Raw genomic sequence first — 24192 nt, 5'->3', positions numbered from 1 at the left:
GTTAACAATACAATGTAAAAAATCAGTGATATATCTGCTTTGCATAGTTGTCAGGTTGTTAAATTCAGAAAAGATGTTATAGAAACAAAATGTAACATCTCTCTGGATCGGACAACGGATAACAACTATGAACAAATCAGGGAAGTACCTCGTCTGGACAGTGCTCTCCGTTATGGGAGCATTTGCCCTCGGCTATATCGCATTAAATCGTGGTGAACAGATCAACGCGTTGTGGATAGTCGTGGCGTCGGTCTGTGTCTACCTTATCGCTTACCGTTTCTACGGCCTGTACATCGCGAAAAATGTACTGGCGCTTGACCCGACGCGTATGACGCCAGCCGTGCGCCATAACGACGGTCTGGATTATGTTCCCACCGATAAAAAAGTGCTGTTTGGTCACCATTTTGCGGCAATTGCCGGAGCGGGTCCGTTAGTTGGACCGGTGCTGGCGGCGCAAATGGGCTATCTGCCGGGGATGATCTGGCTGCTCGCTGGGGTAGTACTGGCAGGGGCGGTGCAGGACTTCATGGTGCTGTTTGTTTCTACCCGTCGCGATGGTCGTTCCCTTGGCGAACTGGTGAAAGAAGAGATGGGCCCAACGGCGGGCGTTATTGCGCTGGTGGCCTGTTTTATGATCATGGTGATTATTCTCGCGGTACTGGCGATGATCGTCGTGAAAGCGCTGACCCACAGTCCGTGGGGAACCTACACCGTGGCGTTCACCATCCCGCTGGCGATCTTCATGGGGATTTATCTGCGCTATCTGCGCCCGGGCCGCATTGGCGAAGTGTCGGTCATCGGTTTGGTGTTCCTGGTGTTTGCCATTATTTCCGGCGGCTGGGTGGCTGAAAGCCCGACCTGGGCACCGTACTTTGACTTTACCGGCGTACAGCTGACGTGGATGCTGGTGGGCTACGGTTTTGTTGCCGCCGTCCTGCCGGTGTGGCTGCTGCTGGCCCCGCGTGATTACCTCTCTACCTTCCTGAAAATCGGCACCATCGTTGGTCTGGCGGTAGGGATTCTGATCATGCGTCCGACGCTGACCATGCCAGCGCTGACCAAGTTTGTTGACGGTACTGGCCCGGTCTGGACCGGTAACTTGTTCCCGTTCCTGTTTATTACCATTGCCTGTGGTGCGGTTTCTGGCTTCCATGCGCTGATCTCCTCCGGAACCACGCCGAAGATGCTGGCGAATGAAGGGCAGGCCTGCTTTATCGGCTACGGCGGAATGCTGATGGAATCCTTTGTTGCTATTATGGCGCTGGTTTCCGCGTGCATCATCGATCCGGGCGTGTACTTTGCAATGAACAGCCCGATGGCGGTGCTGGCTCCTGCGGGCACGGTTGACGTAGTGGCTTCTGCGGCACAGGTAGTCAGCAGTTGGGGCTTTGCCATTACGCCAGACACCCTGCATCAAATCGCCAATGAAGTGGGTGAGCAATCCATCATCTCCCGCGCAGGTGGTGCGCCGACGCTGGCCGTCGGGATGGCGTACATTCTGCACGGCGCGCTGGGTGGCATGATGGATGTGGCGTTCTGGTATCACTTCGCCATTCTGTTTGAAGCGTTGTTTATTCTGACGGCGGTAGATGCCGGTACACGCGCCGCGCGCTTTATGCTGCAGGACTTGCTGGGCGTGGTATCACCGAGCCTGAAACGTACCGATTCGCTGCCTGCAAACCTGCTGGCTACAGCGCTGTGCGTGCTGGCCTGGGGTTATTTCTTACACCAGGGCGTGGTGGATCCTCTGGGTGGTATCAATACCCTGTGGCCGCTGTTTGGTATCGCTAACCAGATGCTGGCCGGTATGGCGTTGATGCTCTGTGCTGTGGTGCTGTTCAAGATGAAACGACAGCGCTACGCGTGGGTGGCACTGGTCCCAACCGCCTGGCTGCTGATTTGTACCCTGACCGCTGGCTGGCAGAAAGCGTTTAGCCCGGATGCGAAAATCGGCTTCCTGGCTATCGCCAACAAGTTCCAGGCGATGATCGACAGCGGTAACATTCCGGCGCAGTACACCCAGTCGCAGCTGACGCAACTGGTGTTTAACAACCGCCTGGATGCGGGTCTTACCATCTTCTTCATGGTCGTCGTTGTGGTGCTGGGTCTGTTCTCCATCAAAACTGCGCTGGCAGCATTGAAAGAGGACAAACCAACTTCGAAAGAGACACCGTACGAGCCGATGCCTGAGAATGTCGATGAGATCGTGGCGCAGGCGAAAGGCGCGCACTAATATTCTCTTAACCAACGAGCCCTCTCCTGAACGGGGAGGGCGTTTGTACGACAGGGAAACACTATGTTTGAAACACTCGCCAAAGCCGGGAAGTATTTAGGTCAAACCGCCCGATTAATGATAGGTGTGCCGGATTACGACAATTATGTTGAACATATGCGCGTCACGCATCCGGACCAGACGCCAATGACCTACGAAGAATTTTTCCGTGAACGCCAGGATGCGCGATATGGCGGGAAAGGTGGCGCGAAGTGCTGTTGATTTTTTGCCGGATGGTGCTGACGCTTATCCGGCCTACAACATCGTATTGGCGTAATTTGTCGTCGTAGGCCTGATAAGGCGAAGCCGCCATCAGGCAACCCGCACCATAATCACACCGTAAAAGACTCTACCTTTTCGAATGCTGCGCGCAGTGTCTCCGGCTTTAACGTTACCGGCAGGGCGTGAATGGACTCCACCGGGCGCAGAGTGTGCGCAATCACTTTGTCGATTTCGGCGCGGTTATTGATGTCCACTTCCAGTTGAGCTAATCGGGTTGGCAGGTTGAATCGCTGATAAGCGGTAATTAACTGCGCCAGCACGTCATCTTGTCCCAGCAGCGCGCTCTGCACCAGGATGCCGTACGCCACTTTGGTGCCGTGTAAAAACTTCTCGGTTTGTGGGAGGACGGTCAGGCCATTGTGAACAGAATGCGCCGCCGCCACGCGGGTGTAGCGCTCGCCCAGACCACCAACCATGCCGCCTCCGGCAATAATCGCATCCACCACATCGCAAAACGTGCGGCTTAGCGTGCCTTGTTGTTTGTCTGCCAGCGCCTGCTCGCTGCTTTCCAGCAGGACGTCGCGGATGGTCTGCGCGGCTTGAATACCCAGACGTACTGTCAATGGCAGTGTTTCCGGCTGAGGTGCGAGCACGACGGCTTCATACCACTTTGCCAGCGTGTCGCCGATCCCCGCCAGTAGGTATTCTTCTGGCGCATTGAGAACGATCCCGGGTTCGACCAGCACGAGGAAGTTCGCGTCAGCGAAAATTTCGAAATGTAGTGCCTGGCCTGCATCGTTATACCAGACAGAGAGCGGCGTCCAGGCAGCGCAGGTCGCCGCGATAGTAGGAATACCGACAAACGGCAGATCCAGACGACGGGCCAACGCTTTAGTGGTGTCGAGCAATGTACCGCCACCCACGCCAATCACCACACTGCGATCCTCTCCCGACTCTTTTGCCAGTTGAGCAACATCGGTTTCGCTGCAATGTCCCGTAAACAGCAGGCGTTTAGCCTCGGGAAGATGAAAAGCCTCTGGCAGGTAAGGGCAGGCTGCATCGATGGCGCGTTCACCATAAACCCACACGGCGCGTGAAAGTTGGTCGGCAGAGAAAAAATCGTTCAGTCTCGACAGGCTGCCAGGATGGGAAAAATAGTTGGCTGGGCCGGTGACGACGCGAATTTCGGTATTACTCATGTTGTGTTGTCCTTTTGGCTGTCCTGTCCAGGCAGGTTATTTTTATATAGACGTCTGAACGTCTTGATTGCCAAATACTAGCATCGTGCTATAGTGGCTTCAACCACAACATCACACGCTGGGATAACAATAATGAGTAATAACCCGCTGATTCCGCAAAGCAAACTGCCTAATCTGGGCACCACTATCTTCACGCAAATGAGTGCGCTGGCGCAGCAGCATCAGGCCATTAACCTCTCGCAGGGGTTTCCTGATTTTGACGGTCCACTCTTTTTGCAAGAGCGTCTGGCGTATCACGTCGCGCATGGCGCAAACCAGTATGCGCCGATGACCGGCGTGCAGCCGCTGCGCGAAGCCATCGCGGATAAAACGGCAGACCTGTACGGCTATAAACCTGACGCGAATAGTGAGGTGACTATCACTGCGGGGGCAACGGAAGCATTGTATGCCGCGATCACTGCGCTGGTGCGCCCTGGTGATGAGGTGATTTGTTTTGACCCGAGCTACGACAGCTATGCGCCTGCGGTTGAATTATCCGGCGGTGTGGTTAAACGTATTGCCCTGCAACCACCGGCTTTTCGCGTCGACTGGCAGGCGTTTGGTGCCTTACTCAGCGACCGTACCCGATTGGTTATCCTGAACACGCCACATAACCCTTCTGGCACTGTGTGGCATCACGCCGATTTTGACGCGCTGTGGCAGGCGATTAAAGAACGCGAGATCTTTGTCATCAGCGACGAAGTTTATGAGCATATCTGTTTCGCCAAACAGGGGCATGCCAGCGTGCTGGCACATTCAGAGCTGCGGGAACGCGCTGTTGCTGTTTCATCGTTTGGTAAGACCTACCATATGACCGGCTGGAAGGTCGGATACTGCGTTGCGCCAGCCGCCATTAGCGCTGAGCTACGAAAAGTGCACCAGTATCTGACGTTTTCCGTCAACACGCCGGCTCAGCTCGCACTGGCGGATATGCTACGAGAAGATCCGGCACACTACCGCGAGCTGCCCGCGTTTTATCAGAAAAAACGCGACGTGTTGGTGAACGCACTGCGTGATAGTCGGCTGGAAATTCTGCCGTGTGAAGGCACATACTTTTTACTGGTCGATTACAGCGCCGTTTCCTCGCTTAACGACGTGGAGTTTTGCCAGTGGCTGACCACTGAAGTGGGCGTTGCGGCAATTCCGCTGTCGGTGTTCTGCGCCGATCCTTTCCCGCATAAACTGATTCGCCTCTGTTTTGCCAAGCAAGAATCGACGCTGTTACCGGCAGCCGAGCGTCTGGTTTCGTTATAGCTATTTCACGGTCCAGGCTTTGGAGAATCGACGGTCAGCAAACAACGCTTGCAGGCCGTTGATTTGCTTCAGGCGTAACACCTCGTCGCTGTCCATACCAAGATCCTTGCCAATTCTTTCTTCACTCCAGCCCAGTTGCGATAGCTCGCGGACAATCTCGGACATGGCGTGGATTTGATGACGCCCGCGAGCGCGGTTGTGGCGAATGGTTGCCGCCATACGCTCATGGCGTTCGCGTTCTAAACAGGCAACCGGCAGATATCCTTTCAGCCTGGGCCTCAGTGAGGCTTTGGCTTTACCTAACTCGTGGCGGTGGAAACCGTCGACAATTTCGTATTCTTCAGCCGTTGAGTGAACCACTACAATGGGCTGCGTAAACCCGTCAGCTTCGAGGGACTTCAGCAGCAGCTTTTTCTCCGGTGGCGCAACGTTATTGGGGTTGTAGTCATTGGGTGAAATATGATCATTTTTAACCCAAAGTACGCAATCTACGGGCTCCTCGCGAAAGGGACTGACGCTGTGTATTGCCTTTCTGAATTCATTTATGGCTTCAATTCTCTCTGGTTCTGATAAACCAGAAAGAAAGCCGAGGAGTTCCTGAGTTAATCGCTGTTGCATAAGAGTCCCCATTCCTGGCGTTTTGTTTTCATGCGCTCATTGTAGCGTTGATAGTTTTTGGGTTTCGTTGGACTAAATGAGAGAGCCCGGCACCAATAGTCGTTATTCAGCAGGACCTTACAGATACGCCGCCACGACGGAATATCCACTGAACCAATATCTCTTTCCTGGGTTTGTGGGATATTCTCCATGCCTTTTTTCTTATACCACTGTAAATAGACGGCGATTTTATTGCGGTAATGTTCAGCGGTCGTTTCCGGCATACTCTTCAATAACAGCATGGCGTATTCCTGCCAGCTTAAATGTTCGGGTTTTAATATTTTGCGGTGACCGTAAAAATGGTTGTCCTGACCAGCATATATCCCGCCACTTTTTACCCCGCTGACGCGGGAGCACATCATTGCCCAGCGTTCAGGCTCAATAACATGGTAAAGCCACAGCCCCTGGCGTTGTTCTGGTCCAAAGGGTTCGCAGATACGCATGTATCGCGTGGGAACCCCCGCCTGATACATCAGGTTGTACAGGGGATTACACGGGAGCATTGACTTCGCAAACCACGTCCAGATGTCAGCAGTTTTCCAGTCATAAATCGGATAAATATACCAGGTATGCCCGCCGGGGGCGCTGGTGGTCCAGGGTTTGTCATCGGCAAAACGCTGTTTTTTCGAGTTCGCAATGGCGACGAAACGATTATATGACTCATCGGCGCGTATCCCGACCATCATGGCGGCCGGTCGTTTCTGCGAAAACCATTCAGCGAACTCACGAACAAATTGCTCGAAAGTCATACCGGGTTGGTAGAAAGAGAAAAACTCGGGATCGGTAATGGCATCTGCAGGCGGTTGGCGAACCCATTGAGTACCCGGCTCCCAGCATTGCCATTCAGGCTGAAATTGTGACAGTGAATTTTGCGTCGTCAGCGGCAATGCAACCCAATAAAATTCTTCGATGACATCGGAATAATTCTCGCGTAGCGCCTGGACATAGTCGATAGTGCAGGAAAACTGAGCCTCCCAGTCGATAAATAAGACGTTTATTTTTTTCTGTAACTGGCGGGCAATGGCGGCGGTCAGATGCAACATTAACCCCGAATCTTTACCTCCAGAGAAAGAAACGCAGACACGCGGTAGAGTTTCAAGCGTCCAGGTAATGCGTTCCTGTGCTGCTTGCAGAACATTTTTATCCAACGGTATTTTATAAACAGACATATCAAATCCATATCGAATTTTTATTATTTGCAGCCATAATAAATGTCCGTAATAGGATAAGCTTTTTCTTGCAGCATGCAATATTTAAATATATTCATTATCTGCATGCTATTTTGTTATTGTATATTTTATATGAATTATAATGTGCTTTTAATCATGTTATCCTTAACTATCCAAGGATAGTTTGCTTATGTATTCTGCGAAGGCTTTGTTATTCAAGGATGCCCGGTTATACATTATGAATAATTTTACTTTTGGTAATTCAAAATCGGTTTTAATTTCTTTAAATTTCAATGCTGGCTGATAAATTTCATAAATTTGTCTGGGGAGTGCACCAATAATATCCGTACTGGCGATAACGTTAGCAATCGAGAGTAAGGAGTCGCTACTAAAACCTACTTTATGGAATGCCATCGATTCGCTTGCACGGGAACGATAATCTTTAATGCCCTGATCTTCAGAGGAAAAATATGTAAATTGCTCTTGTTGAATTTGTTCGAGTGTGCTCGTTTCATTTATTCTGGGATGGTTGCCACTGCACACTAAAACACAGTCAATAGTCTTGAAATGAGTACATACAATAGAACGATTGTGAACTGGCGTTGTTGTAATCACCAGATCGGCTTTACGATAGGCAAGGATGTTTTCGGCCGTTTCTGCTGACATTAATATATCATGATGCTCAATTTCAATATCTGAATTTTCTCTGAGGCTATTAATTAAAGATGTCACATTCAGGTTGGTTGTAATTTGTGGGCTGTAGATGACGAATTTATTTTTCAGGCTGGAACCGTGCATGATATTGATGGTTTGTTCCAGATTATTGAGATTTTTTTCAAGGTGAAGATGAAGGTTTACCCCTGTGACCGTAGGCGTAATGCCTTTGCCTGAGCGAATAAACAAGGGGTCGTTAAACTGTGTACGCAGTCGCTGTAATGACTGGCTGACGGCTGAAGGGGTAATATACAGTGTTGCCGCAGCTTTACTGATGCTCAAATGTTGATAAATACATTCAAAAATTACCAATAGGTTAAGATCGAATTTTTTGAGGTCATAGAGGTTAGCCATGCATACCTTCCTGTGATGGTAATGTATAGGATAATTCAATTGTTGAATAATTTAAATTCTAATCATTCTTAGAATTTATGTTTATGGCTTAATGAATAATTAACTTAAACTAAAATAACACAGATTGCTTGATGGTTACGATAAAAATACATTTTAAAGAGTGATTGAAATGAGAACCATAACAATCACTCATTCTGTTACCTTTATTTATTTCCCATAATAATATTTAATTTATCTTTATCGGGTAATCCCACTTCCTGTTGTAACGTATCGTCTTTGCTCATGTAGTAGATCGCGGGCGTCACATTAGCACCTAAATCATCCATGAGTTTTTGGTTGATATTCAGTACTTTCATCTGTTCTGGATGGACTGAAGCCGGGATTTCCAGCTTCATTTTCCCACCGGATGCTTCATAGTCATGCCAGGTTTTGGCCGGATCTTTGGATGCCAGGATTGCAGCAGCGGTTGCCGGGCTTTCGGGCTTGATCACGCCAACCAGCAGCGTACGCAGCTGAACTTTACCGGAATCTACCCATGGGCGCGCCTGCTGCCAAAACTGTTTGCAATAAGGACAGAAGGGATCGGCAAACACGTAAACGATGACCGGGGCTTCTTTTTTCCCGTCCAGAATCCACGACGCTTTTTCCATTCGCTGCCACATCTCACGTCCGGCAGGGGCATAGATCTCTTTTTCTATGAGCGCATTACTGAGGTTTTCGCCTTTTTCATTATACATGTAGCCGGAGATGGCATGTTTACCGTCAGGCGTGACATAGATAGTGACCCCCATGTCCTGGTATTTTCCCAGGTAGCCTTTCATTCCACCCGGTGCGTCGAAGGGCTTCAGGATGGTAATCCCCTGTTTCTCAATGGCTTTAACAGGGGCAGGGAGCTCCTCTGCGTGCACGATAGCAGGGAGAAGAGTTAAGAGTAAGGTGCGTTTAAACATTGATTTTCCTTATAAAATCAGCAGGAAAGTGGGCTTAATTGCAAAACCTATCACAGCCATAGGTAAGATCGACGGTCTGTCGATTGCCCTTTCTTTAGTTGGGTGATGTAATCCCCATCGCTGTTACGACCTTTGTTAAGGTAATGTAGAGCGCAACACATAGCCAGCTCTGCTGGCACTGACGTTACCTGCGGGTAGCTCGGGTAATGAGGCTCCCTGCAAAGGGGGCCTTTTTTACTTTTATCTTTAGGTTCACAACATGAGTTTGAGTGGGTTGTTAGTTAACGCTTATTGATTTGATAAAGGAAACGCATTAGCCCTGCGAAGAGATTTTCGTTAACTTATCTCTCAACGAAAACACGGAGGAAGTACAGATGTCTTTGATTAATACCAAAATTAAACCTTTCAAAAACCAGGCGTTCAAAAACGGTGAGTTCATCGAAGTAACCGAGAAAGATACCGAAGGTCGCTGGAGCGTCTTCTTCTTCTACCCGGCTGACTTTACTTTCGTATGCCCGACCGAGCTGGGTGACGTTGCAGACCATTACGAAGAACTGCAGAAACTGGGCGTAGATGTGTATTCCGTTTCTACCGACACCCACTTCACCCACAAAGCATGGCACAGCAGCTCTGAAACCATCGCGAAAATCAAATACGCGATGATCGGCGACCCGACTGGCGCCCTGACCCGTAACTTCGACAACATGCGTGAAGATGAAGGTCTGGCTGACCGCGCAACCTTCGTTGTTGACCCGCAGGGTATCATCCAGGCAATCGAAGTTACCGCTGAAGGTATCGGCCGTGATGCGTCTGACCTGCTGCGTAAAATCAAAGCAGCACAGTACGTCGCTTCCCACCCAGGTGAAGTTTGCCCGGCAAAATGGAAAGAAGGTGAAGCAACCTTAGCGCCATCTCTGGACCTGGTTGGTAAAATCTAAGTCGCATAGTTTGTAGGCCGGATAAACGTAGTGCATCCGGCATTCCACAGGCGCAAATTTGCGCCTGTTTCATTCCAGCACCATGACGCAAGTTGCATTAATGCAGTCCCGCAAAATCGGCTTGCATGATGATGTTTTCAGAGAGGGAAGAAGAATGCTCGACACAAATATGAAAACCCAGCTCAGGGCTTACCTTGAGAAACTGACCAAACCTGTTGAGCTGATTGCGACGCTGGATGACAGCGCTAAATCGGCAGAAATCAAGGAACTGCTGACTGAAATTGCTGAACTGTCAGAAAAAGTCACCTTCAAAGAAGACAATACTCTGGCGGTGCGTAAGCCATCGTTCCTGATTACCAATCCAGGTTCTCACCAGGGACCGCGTTTTGCCGGTTCTCCGCTGGGTCATGAGTTTACCTCTCTGGTGCTGACGCTGTTGTGGACCGGTGGTCATCCGTCAAAAGAGGCGCAGACGTTGCTGGAGCAGATCCGCGATCTCGACGGTGATTTTGAATTTGAAACCTATTATTCACTTTCCTGCCATAACTGCCCGGACGTGGTGCAGGCGCTGAACCTAATGGCGGTGCTGAACCCACGTATCAAACATACGGCGATTGACGGCGGTACTTTCCAGAACGAAATCACCGATCGTAACGTGATGGGTGTTCCGGCGGTATTTATGAACGGCAAAGAGTTCGGTCAGGGGCGTATGACGCTGACTGAGATCGTGGCGAAAGTGGATACTGGCGCAGAAAAACGTGCGGCTGAAGAGCTGAATAAGCGCGATGCTTATGACGTATTGATTGTCGGTTCTGGTCCTGCAGGTGCGGCGGCAGCGGTGTACTCTGCACGTAAAGGCATTCGCACCGGTCTGATGGGCGAACGTTTTGGCGGCCAGGTTCTTGATACTGTTGATATTGAAAACTATATCTCAGTACCGAAAACTGAAGGTCAGAAACTGGCAGGCGCGCTGAAAGCACACGTTGATGATTATGATGTCGATGTGATTGACAGCCAGAGCGCGAGCAAACTCATTCCAGCAGCGCAGGAAGGCGGTTTGCATCAGATTGAAACGGCCTCCGGCGCGGTGCTGAAAGCACGTAGCATTATCATCGCCACCGGCGCGAAATGGCGCAACATGAACGTTCCGGGCGAAGATCAGTATCGCACCAAAGGCGTAACCTACTGCCCGCACTGTGATGGCCCGCTGTTTAAAGGCAAGCGTGTTGCGGTGATTGGCGGCGGTAACTCCGGCGTTGAAGCGGCTATCGACCTGGCTGGTATTGTTGAACATGTGACGCTGCTGGAGTTTGCTCCTGAAATGAAGGCCGACCAGGTGCTGCAAAATAAGCTTCGCAGTCTGAAAAACGTCGACATCATTCTGAATGCGCAAACGACAGAAGTGAAAGGCGATGGCAGCAAAGTTACTGGCCTGGAGTATCGTGACCGTGTGAGCGGCGATGTTCACAATGTGGAACTGGCAGGTATCTTTGTTCAGATTGGTCTGCTGCCGAACACCAACTGGCTGGAAGGCGCCGTTGAACGTAACCGTATGGGTGAAATCATCATCGATGCCAAGTGCGAAACCAGCGTGAAAGGCGTTTTCGCTGCCGGTGACTGCACCACCGTACCGTATAAGCAGATTATCATCGCGACCGGTGAAGGTGCGAAGGCCTCGTTAAGTTCGTTTGATTATCTGATTCGCACGACAGTAGCATAAAAAAAGTAAGACTCACCTGCAATGCCAAAACCGCCAGTCATCCGCTGGCGGTTTTTTATTTCCATACACTTAAATTGTCAATTCTTGAAACAATAAACCGTTTAAAACATTCACTTAATTAGCCTGATCATTATTTTCATCAAAGAAAGAGAGGGCGTTATCTTTATTATATTAACCTGCATTATTTTTTTATTTGTTGTGTGAATAAATGGTTGGTTAATTCATGGGTGAAATATATGAAACCCTGACGATCTTTGAATCGACAGGGTTATTGTTACGTGATTTTTTTATCTCTCACGATAGTTACACGCTGAAAGCGGCTTATTCAGCTTTAGATACAAATGCCTCAACGCTAACAGAGCAGGAGTGGCTGGAGGCGGAGTACGACTTCAATGCACTATTTGTTGGGCCGCAGACGCTAAAAGCCCCGCCGTTCGCTTCGGTATACCTTGAAGAAGATGCCCTCGTAATGGGTAAATCAACCTTAAGCATTCGGGAATTCATGGCAAATATAGGTCTATCTATAAACCATGTAAATAATATCCCGGATGATCATATTTCCTGCGTATTGGAATTAGCAGTTTTATTATCGGCTAATGCCAGGATATCAGCAGAATACCAGATCGTCATGACTCGATATGTAATTGAGTATATAGCGATGTGGGTGCCCGCGTATATAGAAAAAATACATATAAATGCACAAACCGTTACGTTGAAAAACGTCGCGGAAAGGTTGTCTTTTTGGCTTGATGAATTAAACACGAGAGTATCAATATGAGTAATGAACCGGGAGTTCTGAACAGACGTTCATTTTTGAAAGGGTTGATTGCCCTTGGAACGGTGGCTGCCCTGCCAGGGGGATTGCTGACTTCACGCTGTGCATTGGCGCAACCGCCAATTCCGTTTAATCCCAAAACCTACAAAATCTATCGTAACGCCTGTCCACGTAACTGCTATGACACTTGTAGCCTGAAAACCTGGGTGAAGGATGACGTCATCACCTTTGTGGAAGGCGCGCCTGAATCAACGTTTACGCATGGAACTCCGTGTGTGAAGGGATTGAGCTATCCACGTAGGGTATACAGCCCGGACCGCATTAAATATCCGATGGTTCAGGATGTTCGCGGCAGCGGTAACTGGCGTCGTATCTCCTGGGATGAAGCAATGCAGCGCATTGCGACCAAGATGCTGGAGATTAAAAAGAAAGATGGTTCAATGTTGGGTCTGGCGCTGACCAAGTACTCAGGCAAATTTGGTGTATTGAACTATGCCGTTGAAGGGATGATGTCTTCACTGGGTTACACCACCCGTTTTGCCGGAACACCTTGCTGGCCAGCCGGTATCGACGCGCAAAACTACGACATGGGCGACATGTGGTGTAACGACCCGGAAGATATGGTGAAAGCCAAATACATTATTATCTGGGGCGCTAACCCGGCCTGGTGCTCTATGCACACCATGAAGTACATCTATCAGGCGCGGGAAAAAGGCGCAAAAGTGGTCGTTATCGATCCACTGTTAACCCAAACCGCTGCGAAAGCCGATCTCTATTTACGTGTTCGGCCAGGATCAGATGGCGCTCTGGCGCTGGGCATGGCACGCCACCTGGTGGACAAAGGATTGGTTGATCAGGATTTCGTTAACAACTATTCCCATGGTTATGCTGAATTTGAAGAGTATTTGCGTAATAACGTTACCGTAGAGTGGGCATCTGAGATTTGCGGGCTGTCGGCGGATGTTATTCGCCAGTTGGCGGAAGAATTTACCGCGGTTAACCCTGCTACCGTGTGGATTGGCTACGGCATGCAGCGCCATGTCAACGGCGGCGCTAACGTACGGGCGATCGATGCCTTTGTGGCAATGACCGGCAATATTGGCATTGAGGGCGGTGGCGCTCGCTACGGTCATTTGCATACCTGGGGCTTTAACTACAATGCCATGTTGCAGAAGCCACCGGTAGGCTCTATCGGGATGCCGGGAGCGGCGGGCACAACCAGCGAGTTTGGTTCTGCGGGGGAAGTCGCACAGTATTCCGATCGCTCGTTGAATATCAACCAGACCGCAAAGGGAATTCTGGAAGCCAATGAGCCGCCTGTCCGAATGCTTTGGGTTGCCTGTAAGAACCCGTTTGCTCAGGATTTTGATCGCAGCAAGATGGAAAAAGCATTCGAAAAACTGGAAATGGTGGTGTGCGCCGACCAATTCTTTAACGAGACCGTCCAGCATGCCGATATCGTTTTGCCTGTCACCACAGCCTTTGAAGAGTGGAACGTAGACGCCTCATATTGGCACTACTGGCTCTCAATCAACCAGCCTGCAATTAAGCCAATGTATGAGGCAAAATGCGATCTGGAAATCGCCGTTTTACTTTCCCGCACAATCAACAAGCTGGAGCCGGGTTCTTGCACATTCCCGCAGGAGTTCGATCATAAGCGCTGGCTGGACCAGGAGTTCAATGACGGAATGGCCAAAATGTTTGGTATCTCCTCCTGGGATGATTTACTGGAAGGGCCGAAAAAAGCCATTCTGCCAAGTTCTGCGGCCTGGTATGACCGTAAGTTTAAAACGCCCTCTGGAAAGTTTGAGTTCAAATCTGAGCTGTGTGAGAAAAATGGTCATACGGCGCTGCCGGAATACAAACCGGAGGCAAAAAGCACGTTGCCATTCCACCTGTTTACGCCGCATGTCCAGTTCGGTATCCATTCCCAATTCATCAACCTTGACTGGATGCAGGTCTTCTATCCTGAACCGTTTGTTTATATGCACCCGGTTTCCGCCGGGAAAAGAGGCATCGCTGAAAATGACCTGGTGAAAGTGTTTAACACCGCAGGTGAGGTGGAGTTACGTGCGAAGGTAACCGCTAACGTTCCGGAGGATTTCCTGGTGATGTACGAGGCTTGGTTCCCGAAACGGAAATACAACGTTCAAAACGTAGTGGCGGATACTCCAGCCGATATGGGCTTGATGAAAACTGGTGCGCCAGGTGCGGCCATCCATAGTCAGTTTGCGGACATCATTTTGATCGATAAAGGAGCAGCGGCATGAGGCGCGCGTTTTTAGTTAATAGCGATAAGTGTATCGGCTGCCGTGGCTGTGCGATGGCGTGTAAGAGTTTTAACCAGCTGGAGCCAGAACGTTTCTGGCGCTACGTCTACCCGCTGGATAAAGAAATTTATCCGCATGAAGAGCGAGCGTTCTACTCGCTGGCCTGTAACCACTGCGAAAATCCGGCCTGCCTGGCGGCTTGTCCGGTAGAGGCGTACACCAAACGTGAGGATGGCGTTGTAGTGCATAACCCGGAACGTTGTATCGGATGCAAAAACTGTATTCGCAACTGTCCATACGGTGCGCCGCGCTTTAATGAAGAGACGAAAAAAGCGGAAAAATGCAGCATGTGCTATGAGCGTCTTGATGTTGGCATGCAGCCGGCGTGCGTGAATGCCTGTCCGGTAGGTGCGCTGACGCTTATCGATCTGGATGCCGATCCTATACCTGATAATGCGGTGCAGTATCCGCCGGGATTCCCGCGTATGCCGCAGCTTAATCCTGGCACGCGTTTTATCCTTGCGCGTCAACCAAAGCAGCCGGAGGCCAAGTAATGGAAAAGTATGAACTTCCTCTGGTCATTTTTACCGTATTAAGCCAAATGTCGGTTGGGATCACGCTCATTCTGACGCTCCGTGTGCTGCAAGGAAAACTGGAGAGCAAGCGCCTGTACTGGCTGGTAAGTGGACTGGTTCTGGCGGCGGCGTCCGTGGCGGCGATATTACACCTTGCGCATCCGGATCGCGCCTACGATGCCTTGATCAACCTGCAGCACGCCTGGCTGAGCCGAGAGATTCTGGGCGCCACTTTATACGGTGCAGCTGTCGGGGTGACGTTTTTGGCAAAAGGGCACAAAGCACCAGCTGTTCTGGCCTCTGTTCTCGGTATCGCACTGGTGGCGGTACAGGGGATGACCTATGCCGCCCCGGCAATGGTGGCGATCGCCAACGGTCTGACAATGCTGTTGTTCTTCATCACGGTGTGGGTGATGGGGTGTGCTGCGATTCCACTGCTTAACCTCGCACCTGCCGTTGCTGCATTGCGCCAGGGGATTGTCGTGTGTATGGCAGTCATGATCGCCGCACCCATTATCTGGCTAAGCGGTGGCACCATCATGCAGATGACGGCGCATGCCTGGCTGACGTCGCCACTTTATCTGGCGAGTCTGGTGTGTCTGGCGGTGGCCTTTGTGCTTAGCCGTCAGGGCGAGCATCGCGCAAAAGCGCTTTTCGTCCTGTTGTTTGTTGGCATATTCCTGAGCCGTCTGACGTTTTTTGGCGATACGATCAGCTCCATCGTGAATATCGGCCATTTGTATTAATCGTGAGGTAATAAAAACCCCTGTCAGGCGTTAACCTGGCAGGGGTTTTCTTTAGCAAATCAGTGGCTGTTAACGAACAACCAGCACTGGCAAAGTCGCGTGTCGAACAACGCTGGAAGCGTTAGAGCCGAGCAGATGGGTGCTGATTGATGGGTTACGCGACCCAATGACAACGACATCCGCATTCAACTCTTCACCCAATTCGTTGACCACGTCACGTACGCTGCCAAAGCGGACGTGTTGCTTAATACGGGAAGGATCGATGCTGAAGTGACCGACCATCGTTTGCAGACGGGTTTCCGCTTCGTGTTGCAGATGCTCTTCAAAACGACGGACATCGGCTGCAAAGCGGTGCAGGCTTAAGCTCGCTGAGCCTGGCAGCACATGCAGCAGATGGATAACCCCTTTATCCTGGGCCAGAAATTCTGCATGGCGAATAGCCTTGTCGCTCAGTTCCATTTCGAATACATCAACTGGCATTATGATTGTGTTGTACATAAACATTCTCCTTGTCATTACATGAACACATAACAGCATAGTATTAAAAATGATTCTGTCAGTCACGACACAGATTTATGTTCTGCGAACAGGAAAGAAAGCGAGGAGCAGGGAGATCTAACCGGAAAGAGGATGCGGATGCATCCCCTGTAAGATAAAGCGAGTGGCTTTGATAAGACAGAGTTAGCGCAGGTAGTCGCCTGCAGCTTCAGGCTGGTACTCAAGCTCGATAACTTCGAGGTGCGTTGAGGTCCCGCCTGGCAATTCCCAGTGAATGGTATCACCAACGCGCAGCCCCAGAAGTGCAGCGCCGACAGGTGCCATTACCGAAAGCTGTGTGTTGCTGTCAGTCATAGTAGCCGGATACACCAGGGTACGCACACGGACTTCGCCATCACTCAGATTGCGGAATTTCACGCGGCTGTTCATGGTCACGACGTCGTGCGGCATGGTTTCTGGAGAACACATTTGGGCACGATCCAGCTCGGCGTTAAGGGCGTCGGCAATCGGTAAACCAGCAAACGCAGGTTGCTCCAACAGGCGGTCAATGCGTTCCGCATCGAGGTCGTTAATGATGATAGTTGGTCTGGACATTTATTACTCCATGTCGTCGATACTGCGGGTGCGCAGGTAAATAATCCCAAAAGAAAACCCTCACCGTCAGGCGGCAAGGGTTTAGCTTTTATGATGATACTGAGACTTACCCCATGTTTGAAGTGATTTAGTTCACATTCAGGTAAATCATCAACATTGTCGCATATGGTGTGATTTTAGCCGGAAAACGTGATCGTTCTCCAATTTGCATTATGCTTTTTAAGCGCTCGCTGCGGGCGCGTCAAACAACTCAGTGTTCCGCGACAGGAGATCTCATGAGCCAGTACGACAAACTTACCTTGAAAGACGGCAGCTATTTGCATTTTAAAGACTGGGGAAGTGGACAACCTATTGTGTTTAGTCACGGTTGGCCGCTGACGGCAGACGCGTTTGAAGATCAGATGCTGTTCCTTGGATCGAAAGGATTTCGTGTGATCGCCCATGACAGGCGCGGACATGGGCGTTCGGCCCAACCCTGGGATGGACATCATATGGATCAGTATGCTGACGACCTGGCTGAACTTACCGCGCATCTCAATCTTAAAGATGCCGTACATGTTGGGCACTCTACCGGCGGTGGGGAAGTGGCTCGTTATATTGGCCGGCATGGGACGCAGCGGGTGGCAAAAGCGGTGTTAATTGGCGCGGTGACGCCCATCATGATCAAGACTGACTTTAACCCAAATGGCGTGCCGAAAGAGGTATTCGATGGCATCCGTGAGGGGGTTGTGAACGATCGCGCCGCCTTTTTCTATGAGCTGACCGCTGCATTCTATGGCTACAATCGTCCTGGCGCGAAAGAGTCGAAAGCTGTACGGGAAAGTTTTGTTGAACAGGGCTTACAAGGGTCCATCAAAGCGTTGTACGACTGCATTCATGCGTTTTCGGAAACAGATCTGCGTGAAGACCTCAAAAAGATGACCATCCCGACGCTGGTGATCCACGGTGATGACGATCAGATTGTCCCGTTTGAAACCTGCGGAAAGGTCGCGGCGGAAATGCTGCCGGACTCGCAGTTAAAGGTATATGTCGGCGGCTCGCATGGCATTTGCACCACCCATAAGCAACAGATCAACGGTGACCTGCTCAACTTTATTCAGTCGTAATCGTTGGCAGATTGTTCTACGCTGATCTTCTTTTTCCAGGGGGATGAGCGAAGCATAATTTGTGCTGCGCTGACGTTAACTTCAACAGGGAACGCTATGTATTTCTATCAACCGTCACAGGGACACGGCTTACCGCATGATCCGCTAAATGCCATCATTGGACCGCGCCCGATTGGCTGGATTGCGTCGCGTGACAGCAACGGTCGGCACAATCTGGCACCATACAGTTTCTTTAACTGTTTTAACTATCATCCGCCGATTATCGGTTTCGCCAGCAGCGGCTGGAAAGACAGCGTGCAGAATATTATCGAAACCGGTGAATTTGTCTGGAACCTGACGACTCTTGAGCTGGCCACTGCGATGAACGAAACGTCAGCCAGCTTGCCGCACGGTGAGGACGAGTTTTTTGCCGCCGGGCTTAGCAAGGCAGATAGCCGGATAGTCAACGTGCCGCGCGTGGCGCAAAGCCCGGTCAATTTTGAGTGTCGCTTATCGCAAAGCCTGCAACTGACTACCGCTGATGGCTCACCGGTTGATACCTGGCTGGTGTTGGGAGAAGTGGTAGGCATTCACATAGATGAAACGCTCCTGGAAGACGGCATCTATCAGACGGCGAAAGCGAAACCGGTACTGCGTGCAGGTGGGCCAACGGCGTATTATTCGATCAGTGAAACACATCGTTTTGATTTAGTTCGCCCGGACGTCCGTGCAAAACGCTAAGTTTACGGACCGACGCCAGCTCGCAGCGTCGGTCGCAAGTTTCAGTATCCCACTTTGTCGATAATAAACTGTTTACCGCAGCTACCCGGATGCGGTTGCGGTAAGAATGACTGGGCAGATAACGTCTGGTTGATGTTGTCGGCTTTCAGGGATAACTGGATCTCAGTGAGATACGCTGGATTGCCGTGGCAGCTTAGCTTCACAGCTTTGACGTTCTCTTTGCCCCAGCTTTTGGCAACGGCGGCGTCAAATGCGTTACGGCTGACGGTTTTGCCGTAGTTTTCCGCCAGGAATTTGCCCACCTCGCTGTCCTTAACCTCATTATTCAGCCGCACCATCGTGCCGAAGTACGCGTCGGGATCAAAACCGAAACACGCGCCATGTTTGGCATACTCGTAACGTTCCAGACAGGATCTTCCTCCAGCGCCGGGCATTACGGCGCTGAGTTTTGCCGCGCTTTCCAGCGACAGCCCGGTTTCGGGGGCCGCGCATTTACGGCTGGCGCGGGCTTCAGGCAGGTTGGGAATAGGGCGAGTCGCGCAGCCAAAACGCATCCAACGGCGATTGTCTACTCCACGGGCGGCAATGGATTTAGGCAGGCTGGGCCATAAACCGTGAACGGTCAGGAAATCAGCTTTGTCTGCGCTCTCTTTTTGCAAACGACATTCGTCAGGCTCCTGACGATTACGCTCATGTTGGCTCTGACAAAATCCGGTTTGCCAGGAGAGAGCCAGCACGTAGCTGTCAAAATCAGCGTACTGTTTTGCCTGAAGTTCATCGGCCTGAGCTGCAGAAACTGGTAGCAGGAGTGCTGCCAGCAACGAAGAATAACGCCATGTTGATGTCATGATGATTTCGGACACTTATATAAATTCTGAATATCATCTATTTAATCATAAAAAATGCCAGTCAGGTTTAGCTGACTGGCATCATTTTCATCAAGCGTGAACGGGAATGATTAGCTCCACATTGCCAGAATCGGCCAACCGACCAGCAGAAGCATAGCGATGTAGATAACGCCGAAGATAGCACCCAGACGCCAGTAGTCTTTGGACTTCACATAACCACAGCCGTAGATGATAACGCCAGGGCCTGTTGCATATGGAGTCAGACAGCCCATGATACCGATGGACAGTACCAGCAGGATACACAGGTGTTCCATTGGCACGCCCGGGATACCTTTACCGACGGCCAGAATAACCGGCAGCATGGTGGCGGTGTGAGCGGAAAGGCTGGCAAACAGGTAGTGAGCAAAGTAGAACACCAGCACCAGAACGATCACGGTCGCGTTAGGCGAGAAGCCTTCCAGGTGCGTGCTCATAGTGTTGGCGAACCAGTCGATGAAGCCTGAACGGGTTAAACCATTCGCCATAACGACCAGCGTGGCGAGGTTAACCAGAGTGTTCCATGCGCTGTTATAACGGGTAATGTCTTTCCACGGTACAACGTGCAGCGCCAGCATCAGGGAAACAGCCAGCAGGCCCACTGCGGTTGCATCAATCAGTTTACCACCGAAGACCCACAGACCCAGACTGAGCAATACCAGACCAATCAGAGTTATCTCTTTACGGGTCAGTTTACCCATGCCTTTCAGTTCATCACCGGCCCAAGCGGCAACTTCAGCACTGTGAGTAACTTCTGGTTTGTACAGAACGTATGACAGCCACGGAGCAACGATCAGCAAAATAATACCGACCGGCAGGAAGCTGAGGAACCACTGCAACCAGCTGATTTGAATACCGGCAATTTTGTTGACGAATTCCAGACCCAGCACGTTAGGCGCAGCGCCGGTCACGAACATCGAGGAACTCAGGCTGGTACTGATGACCATCATCCACATCAAATATCCACCGATACGGCGCGCGGAAGGATCGTTCGGGAATGATTTAAACAGCGGCGGCAGGTTTTTGATAACCGGGAATACGGTGCCACCGGTACGCGCAGTGTTAGATGGAGTAAACGGTGCCAGCAGAATGTCGATGATAACAATCGCATAGCCCAGCGTCAGGGTACGTTTACCCATGAATTTCACCAGGAACAGCGCGATACGACGACCCAGACCGGTGACTTCATAACCCAGTGCGAAGATAAACGCACCAAACACCAACCACACGGTGGTGCTGGAGAAGCCCGCCAGACCCCATTTCAGCGCTTGCTTACCCGCTTTAAACGCCGGGTCGGCCAGTTCTGAAGCATCAAACAGCAGATAGTTGCTGCCGATAACGCAGATCGTTACGGCGATAAAGCTGATCGCTGTTGCCGGAATTGGCTCCAGGATCATACCGACGATCATCGCCACAAACACGGCAAAGTAGTGCCAGGCCTGTGGAGGCATTCCATCAGGGACGGGGATAAGAAACATGACACCCATGACGACCAGGGGGGCCAATAACTTCCATATTTTATCTTTTGCTAAAGACATGTGTGTGATTCTCCGGAAAGGATCTTTAATTGTGATAATGATGAACTTGTGAAATCTGAGCTAAGAACCAGGTGACGATCAGCAGATCGGCGCAGCCTCCGGGACTGAGGTTGCGTTCAATGCACTGTTGGTCGAACTGGTGTAGATATTCGAGATCGGCAGGGGTACGAATCCCCCCTTGCTGCATCAGGGCGGTGGCCTGCTGCTGTAACCAACGCAGACCTTCTGCGCCGCCACGTGAAGCCACGTTGGTGTCGCCGTTGATAGACATCAGCAGCAATAATGTGTCGAGTAACGCCAGTTCAGGGTCGCGGCCCTGAGTCAGCAGTGCGCGGTAGTGCGGCAGGGCATGCTGGATGACTAGCGGATATCCCGCTTCGGCTTCGCCCCGTGCGCCGGTTAATCCCAATTGCTGATAAAGACGTTGGCCAGCCGTGAGTTGTTGATTGTTCTGGCGCAGTTCGCGCTCGGTCAGGCCACGGCAAAATGTTGCTGCCGTAGAGCAAATGGTTTCAGCGGTAACAGTGAGTTGGAGCTGGTGCAGGCGGCCAATGGCGGCGCACAGCAGTCCCAGTGAAAAGATGCTCCCTTTATGGGTGTTCACCCCGGCGGTGGCGCGGAACATATCGGCTTCGCAGGCCATGCCCAGCGGGCGCAGTCCTTTCAATACATCCTCAGGCGACAGCTGTGCGCTAAACGCCCCATATTCAATAAAACGTGGTAGCCATGACTGAATCGCTTCAGCGCTGCGATGAAAATCTTCCAACGCCATATCTTTATGCGCGCCGTTGTTAATACGATCTACTAGACCGGGTTTGGGCGACAGGTTGACTTCAGTCAACATGGCGCGCCACGCAAGCGTTGCGTAAGCATCAGGCAGATCCAGAGGAAGGACTGCGTTATTGGTTGATGTTGCGGGAATCGGCATCATGCAGCAGTGCCTCCATCTGAGTGAGTAAGTCGGAAAGTGCGTGGGTTTTACCCCGCGCACAGTCGGCAGCACTTTGCTCGCACAGCAGACAGCGGCGGGCAGGGAGTGCGAAATGACGCCGGGACAGAATTTCCCCTTCAGGGGTCAGGACATCGATATCCCATAGCCGTCCCAGCGGGTGTGAATGCTCAAGTTCAATTGTGGCGAGCTTGAGGTCGTGGGCCGGAGCCTCAATAGACAAAAGACCTTCTGGACCGCTGGCAGAAACCAGCGCTGTTTGCTCCCTGACAATCCAGGTGGATTGTTTCGCCAACGCGAGCAAGGCGGTTACGCCGTGATTAAAGATACGACGGGTTAATTCGCTGTCTTTAATCGGTCCCGGTGCGACGACGGTAAACGAGACCAGCGGCGCAGAGTGGCGTGTCAGCCACTCCTGTTGCCTTGCCTGTCTCTCATCGCGGCTGGCTAGCAGCTCGGGAATGGAAACCGCGTGTTGGGTGGCGTATTCAGGGAGCAGGTGCATGGTTTATTCCTTCACCTGATGCACAACGTCAATCACTGAACCATCGCGGTAACGCACAACGGCAATCACGCGGTCAGTGAATTCGATAGCGCATGGCTGACCGGTGAGCTGCTGTGCACGTTCGCGCAGCCATTCAATGGACACCACTTTCATACCGGCTTCTTTCAGACGTTCTGCCAGTTCCGGACGTGCAGGGTTGACGGCGATACCGTGGTCAGTGACCAGAATGTCAACGCTGGAGCCTGGGGTTACGCAGGTCAGCACGTTATCAACCAGGGTCGGGATGCGTCCGCGAACCAGCGGCGCGACGATGATAGACAGCGCAGCGGCAACCGCGGTATCGCAGTGACCGCCGGATGCGCCGCGCAGTACGCCGTCAGAACCGGTCAGTACGTTGACGTTGAAGCTGGTATCAACTTCCAGCGCGCTGAGCACCACGACGTCCAGACGATCGACGGATGCGCCTTTTGAGCCCCAGTTGGCATACTGGTTGGCACTGATCTCAATGTGGTTTGGATTGCGGGCCAGCGATTCTGCGGCGTTACGGTCAAAACTCTGAACGTCCAGCAGTTTGCGAATCAGGCCTTTTTCGTGCAGGTCAACGATGGTAGCGGTAATGCCGCCCAGCGCGAAGTCGGCACGGATATCGCGGCTGCGCATTTTGTCTTCCAGGAAACGCGTAACGGCCAGAGAAGCGCCGCCGGTTCCTGTCTGCAGTGAGAAGCCTTCGTTGAAGTAGCCGGAATTAGCAATGACCTCAGCCGCGCTACGGGCGATTAACAGTTCACGCGGGTTGGTGGTCATGCGGGTCGCATCGGCACCAATTTTGTCCGCATCGCCGACCTGATCGATCTGCACGATCAGATCTACCTGATCCTGCGTAATGCTGGCCGGGTTATGCGGATAGGTCAGCAGCTGTTCAGTCAGCAGGACAACCTGTTTCGCGTTTTCGGCGTCTACGCGGGCATAGCCCAGTGAGCCGCAGCACGCTTTACCGGTATAACCGTTGGCGTTGCCAAACTGGTCGCAGGACGGCACGCCGAGGAACGCCACATCAATGCTGAGCTCGCCACTTTGCACCAGGTGCACACGGCCACCGTGGGAGTGAATTTGTACCGGTTCGGCTAGCAGGCCACGTGAGATTTCTTCCGCCAGCGGGCCACGCAGACCGGAGGTATAAATGCGGCTAACCACGCCCTGACGGATGTGCTCAACCAGTGGAGCATGGCAGTCGCTCAGAGAGCTGGAGGCCAGCGTCAGATTTTTAAAGCCCATATTGGCGATGGCGTCCATCACCAGGTTAATCGTCAGATCGCCACCGCGAAAAGCGTGATGGAAAGAGATGGTCATACCATCCTGTAAACCAGAACGACGAATGGCGTCTTCCAGGTTAGCGCACAGCTTTTTGTCGCGCGGTTTTTGCGCCTGCAATTCTACTTTTGCGGTGCTCTGATAAGCGGAAAGCTCACTTTCTGCATGACGGCTCCAGGTCGCCACGCGATCCTGGCGTTGAGACTGTTCGATTTTCTGCGTCATTTTTTTGC

23 protein-coding genes are annotated in these 24192 nt (G+C 51.5%); 11 read left to right on the top strand and 12 right to left on the bottom strand.

The window, feature by feature from the left end; translation table 11 throughout:
* Positions 1-127 precede the first annotated feature (127 nt).
* A complete protein-coding gene (gene cstA, locus OGY17_RS05990; RefSeq protein WP_286606617.1) occupies positions 128-2233 on the top strand; it encodes a pyruvate/proton symporter CstA in 2106 nt (701 codons plus the stop codon).
* Positions 2234-2296: 63 nt separating this feature from the next.
* Positions 2297-2494: a YbdD/YjiX family protein gene (locus OGY17_RS05985; protein WP_003022064.1), complete on the top strand. Its 198-nt coding sequence runs from the start codon at positions 2297-2299 to the stop codon at positions 2492-2494.
* A 110-nt stretch (positions 2495-2604) separates the two neighbouring features.
* Here OGY17_RS05985 and OGY17_RS05980 read toward each other — a convergent pair whose 3' ends face one another.
* Entirely contained in the window at positions 2605-3693 is a 1089-nt protein-coding gene (locus OGY17_RS05980) for an oxidoreductase (protein WP_286606615.1), read from the bottom strand.
* Positions 3694-3825: 132 nt separating this feature from the next.
* Between OGY17_RS05980 and OGY17_RS05975 the strand changes: the two genes are divergently transcribed.
* Positions 3826-4986 carry a pyridoxal phosphate-dependent aminotransferase gene (locus OGY17_RS05975; protein ID WP_286606613.1) on the top strand — a complete coding sequence of 387 codons (1161 nt, stop codon included), beginning with the start codon at positions 3826-3828 and terminating at the stop codon, positions 4984-4986.
* Here OGY17_RS05975 and OGY17_RS05970 read toward each other — a convergent pair whose 3' ends face one another.
* The 4 genes from OGY17_RS05970 to dsbG all read right to left on the bottom strand — a co-directional run bounded on the left by OGY17_RS05970 (position 4987) and on the right by dsbG (position 8830).
* On the bottom strand, positions 4987-5604 hold the full coding sequence (locus tag OGY17_RS05970) for an IbrB-like domain-containing protein (RefSeq protein WP_032942666.1): 618 nt from the start codon (positions 5602-5604) through the stop codon (positions 4987-4989).
* Positions 5589-6812 (bottom strand): phosphoadenosine phosphosulfate reductase, encoded by a 1224-nt coding sequence (locus OGY17_RS05965; RefSeq protein ID WP_057066460.1) that lies wholly within the window; start codon positions 6810-6812, stop codon positions 5589-5591. Before OGY17_RS05965 ends, OGY17_RS05970 begins: the two co-directional genes overlap by 16 nt.
* Positions 6813-6977: 165 nt before the next feature.
* Positions 6978-7880 carry a DNA-binding transcriptional repressor CitR gene (gene citR, locus OGY17_RS05960; RefSeq protein ID WP_079934602.1) on the bottom strand — a complete coding sequence of 301 codons (903 nt, stop codon included), beginning with the start codon at positions 7878-7880 and terminating at the stop codon, positions 6978-6980.
* 203 nt (positions 7881-8083) lie between these two features.
* Positions 8084-8830 carry a thiol:disulfide interchange protein DsbG gene (gene dsbG / locus OGY17_RS05955; protein ID WP_048235899.1) on the bottom strand — a complete coding sequence of 249 codons (747 nt, stop codon included), beginning with the start codon at positions 8828-8830 and terminating at the stop codon, positions 8084-8086.
* Positions 8831-9204: 374 nt separating this feature from the next.
* Here dsbG and ahpC point away from each other — a divergent pair, with 374 nt between their 5' ends.
* From ahpC to OGY17_RS05925, 6 genes are all read left to right on the top strand, one after another.
* Positions 9205-9768 (top strand): alkyl hydroperoxide reductase subunit C, encoded by a 564-nt coding sequence (gene ahpC, locus OGY17_RS05950; protein WP_002894394.1) that lies wholly within the window; start codon positions 9205-9207, stop codon positions 9766-9768.
* Positions 9769-9922: 154 nt separating this feature from the next.
* A complete protein-coding gene (gene ahpF, locus OGY17_RS05945; RefSeq protein ID WP_286606611.1) occupies positions 9923-11488 on the top strand; it encodes an alkyl hydroperoxide reductase subunit F in 1566 nt (521 codons plus the stop codon).
* Between the two features lie 223 nt (positions 11489-11711).
* The gene (locus OGY17_RS05940) at positions 11712-12266 is read left to right on the top strand and encodes a TorD/DmsD family molecular chaperone (RefSeq protein ID WP_128611427.1); all 555 of its coding nucleotides are present in this window, start codon (positions 11712-11714) and stop codon (positions 12264-12266) included.
* Positions 12263-14533, top strand: a complete 2271-nt coding sequence (locus OGY17_RS05935; protein ID WP_048235898.1) for a molybdopterin-dependent oxidoreductase — start codon at positions 12263-12265, stop codon at positions 14531-14533. Before OGY17_RS05940 ends, OGY17_RS05935 begins: the two co-directional genes overlap by 4 nt.
* Entirely contained in the window at positions 14530-15087 is a 558-nt protein-coding gene (locus OGY17_RS05930) for a 4Fe-4S dicluster domain-containing protein (RefSeq protein ID WP_008784074.1), read from the top strand. The genes OGY17_RS05935 and OGY17_RS05930 overlap by 4 nt, the downstream gene beginning before the upstream one ends.
* Positions 15087-15854: a dimethyl sulfoxide reductase anchor subunit family protein gene (locus OGY17_RS05925; protein ID WP_057067699.1), complete on the top strand. Its 768-nt coding sequence runs from the start codon at positions 15087-15089 to the stop codon at positions 15852-15854. Before OGY17_RS05930 ends, OGY17_RS05925 begins: the two co-directional genes overlap by 1 nt.
* 69 nt (positions 15855-15923) lie before the next feature.
* Here OGY17_RS05925 and uspG read toward each other — a convergent pair whose 3' ends face one another.
* Both uspG and rnk read right to left on the bottom strand, forming a co-directional pair.
* Positions 15924-16352 (bottom strand): universal stress protein UspG, encoded by a 429-nt coding sequence (uspG, locus tag OGY17_RS05920; protein ID WP_003022101.1) that lies wholly within the window; start codon positions 16350-16352, stop codon positions 15924-15926.
* A gap of 183 nt (positions 16353-16535) precedes the next feature.
* On the bottom strand, positions 16536-16946 hold the full coding sequence (gene rnk / locus OGY17_RS05915; protein WP_003831264.1) for a nucleoside diphosphate kinase regulator: 411 nt from the start codon (positions 16944-16946) through the stop codon (positions 16536-16538).
* A 275-nt stretch (positions 16947-17221) separates the two neighbouring features.
* Between rnk and OGY17_RS05910 the strand changes: the two genes are divergently transcribed.
* Entirely contained in the window at positions 17222-18052 is an 831-nt protein-coding gene (locus OGY17_RS05910; protein ID WP_048235896.1) for an alpha/beta fold hydrolase, read from the top strand.
* A 96-nt stretch (positions 18053-18148) separates the two neighbouring features.
* Entirely contained in the window at positions 18149-18772 is a 624-nt protein-coding gene (locus OGY17_RS05905; protein WP_234102630.1) for a flavin reductase family protein, read from the top strand.
* Positions 18773-18813: 41 nt separating this feature from the next.
* Here the strand turns inward: OGY17_RS05905 and rna are convergent, their stop codons facing one another.
* The 5 genes from rna to citF all read right to left on the bottom strand — a co-directional run bounded on the left by rna (position 18814) and on the right by citF (position 24184).
* Positions 18814-19620: a ribonuclease I gene (rna, locus tag OGY17_RS05900; RefSeq protein WP_048236469.1), complete on the bottom strand. Its 807-nt coding sequence runs from the start codon at positions 19618-19620 to the stop codon at positions 18814-18816.
* 110 nt (positions 19621-19730) lie between these two features.
* Positions 19731-21194, bottom strand: coding sequence for a citrate/succinate antiporter CitT (citT, locus tag OGY17_RS05895; RefSeq protein WP_003831271.1), 1464 nt, complete (start codon positions 21192-21194; stop codon positions 19731-19733).
* A 25-nt stretch (positions 21195-21219) separates the two neighbouring features.
* Entirely contained in the window at positions 21220-22125 is a 906-nt protein-coding gene (citG, locus tag OGY17_RS05890; protein WP_003831272.1) for a triphosphoribosyl-dephospho-CoA synthase CitG, read from the bottom strand.
* Positions 22094-22648: a citrate lyase holo-[acyl-carrier protein] synthase gene (gene citX, locus OGY17_RS05885; protein WP_003831273.1), complete on the bottom strand. Its 555-nt coding sequence runs from the start codon at positions 22646-22648 to the stop codon at positions 22094-22096. Before citX ends, citG begins: the two co-directional genes overlap by 32 nt.
* A 3-nt stretch (positions 22649-22651) precedes the next feature.
* Positions 22652-24184 (bottom strand): citrate lyase subunit alpha, encoded by a 1533-nt coding sequence (gene citF, locus OGY17_RS05880; protein WP_057067702.1) that lies wholly within the window; start codon positions 24182-24184, stop codon positions 22652-22654.
* Positions 24185-24192 lie beyond the last annotated feature (8 nt).

Source organism: Citrobacter sp. Cpo126, from assembly GCF_030332445.1.
In the GTDB taxonomy this organism is placed as follows: domain Bacteria; phylum Pseudomonadota; class Gammaproteobacteria; order Enterobacterales; family Enterobacteriaceae; genus Citrobacter; species Citrobacter portucalensis.
This window is presented reverse-complemented; position numbering and strand designations above follow the sequence as displayed.

Bases quoted from the DNA above. Each gene is read 5' to 3' on its own strand.
- ahpF (WP_286606611.1), top strand. From the start codon at position 9,923: ATGCTCGACACAAATATGAAAACCCAGCTCAGGGCTTACCTTGAGAAA.
- citX (WP_003831273.1), bottom strand. From the start codon at position 22,648: ATGCACCTGCTCCCTGAATACGCCACCCAACACGCGGTTTCCATTCCC.
- OGY17_RS05925 (WP_057067699.1), top strand. From the start codon at position 15,087: ATGGAAAAGTATGAACTTCCTCTGGTCATTTTTACCGTATTAAGCCAA.
- dsbG (WP_048235899.1), bottom strand. From the start codon at position 8,830: ATGTTTAAACGCACCTTACTCTTAACTCTTCTCCCTGCTATCGTGCAC.
- OGY17_RS05965 (WP_057066460.1), bottom strand. From the start codon at position 6,812: ATGTCTGTTTATAAAATACCGTTGGATAAAAATGTTCTGCAAGCAGCA.
- OGY17_RS05970 (WP_032942666.1), bottom strand. From the start codon at position 5,604: ATGCAACAGCGATTAACTCAGGAACTCCTCGGCTTTCTTTCTGGTTTA.
- OGY17_RS05905 (WP_234102630.1), top strand. From the start codon at position 18,149: ATGTATTTCTATCAACCGTCACAGGGACACGGCTTACCGCATGATCCG.
- OGY17_RS05980 (WP_286606615.1), bottom strand. From the start codon at position 3,693: ATGAGTAATACCGAAATTCGCGTCGTCACCGGCCCAGCCAACTATTTT.
- citG (WP_003831272.1), bottom strand. From the start codon at position 22,125: ATGATGCCGATTCCCGCAACATCAACCAATAACGCAGTCCTTCCTCTG.
- rna (WP_048236469.1), bottom strand. From the start codon at position 19,620: ATGACATCAACATGGCGTTATTCTTCGTTGCTGGCAGCACTCCTGCTA.
- OGY17_RS05910 (WP_048235896.1), top strand. From the start codon at position 17,222: ATGAGCCAGTACGACAAACTTACCTTGAAAGACGGCAGCTATTTGCAT.
- cstA (WP_286606617.1), top strand. From the start codon at position 128: ATGAACAAATCAGGGAAGTACCTCGTCTGGACAGTGCTCTCCGTTATG.
- citT (WP_003831271.1), bottom strand. From the start codon at position 21,194: ATGTCTTTAGCAAAAGATAAAATATGGAAGTTATTGGCCCCCCTGGTC.
- rnk (WP_003831264.1), bottom strand. From the start codon at position 16,946: ATGTCCAGACCAACTATCATCATTAACGACCTCGATGCGGAACGCATT.
- citR (WP_079934602.1), bottom strand. From the start codon at position 7,880: ATGGCTAACCTCTATGACCTCAAAAAATTCGATCTTAACCTATTGGTA.
- uspG (WP_003022101.1), bottom strand. From the start codon at position 16,352: ATGTACAACACAATCATAATGCCAGTTGATGTATTCGAAATGGAACTG.
- OGY17_RS05985 (WP_003022064.1), top strand. From the start codon at position 2,297: ATGTTTGAAACACTCGCCAAAGCCGGGAAGTATTTAGGTCAAACCGCC.
- OGY17_RS05940 (WP_128611427.1), top strand. From the start codon at position 11,712: ATGGGTGAAATATATGAAACCCTGACGATCTTTGAATCGACAGGGTTA.
- OGY17_RS05930 (WP_008784074.1), top strand. From the start codon at position 14,530: ATGAGGCGCGCGTTTTTAGTTAATAGCGATAAGTGTATCGGCTGCCGT.
- OGY17_RS05975 (WP_286606613.1), top strand. From the start codon at position 3,826: ATGAGTAATAACCCGCTGATTCCGCAAAGCAAACTGCCTAATCTGGGC.
- ahpC (WP_002894394.1), top strand. From the start codon at position 9,205: ATGTCTTTGATTAATACCAAAATTAAACCTTTCAAAAACCAGGCGTTC.
- citF (WP_057067702.1), bottom strand. From the start codon at position 24,184: ATGACGCAGAAAATCGAACAGTCTCAACGCCAGGATCGCGTGGCGACC.
- OGY17_RS05935 (WP_048235898.1), top strand. From the start codon at position 12,263: ATGAGTAATGAACCGGGAGTTCTGAACAGACGTTCATTTTTGAAAGGG.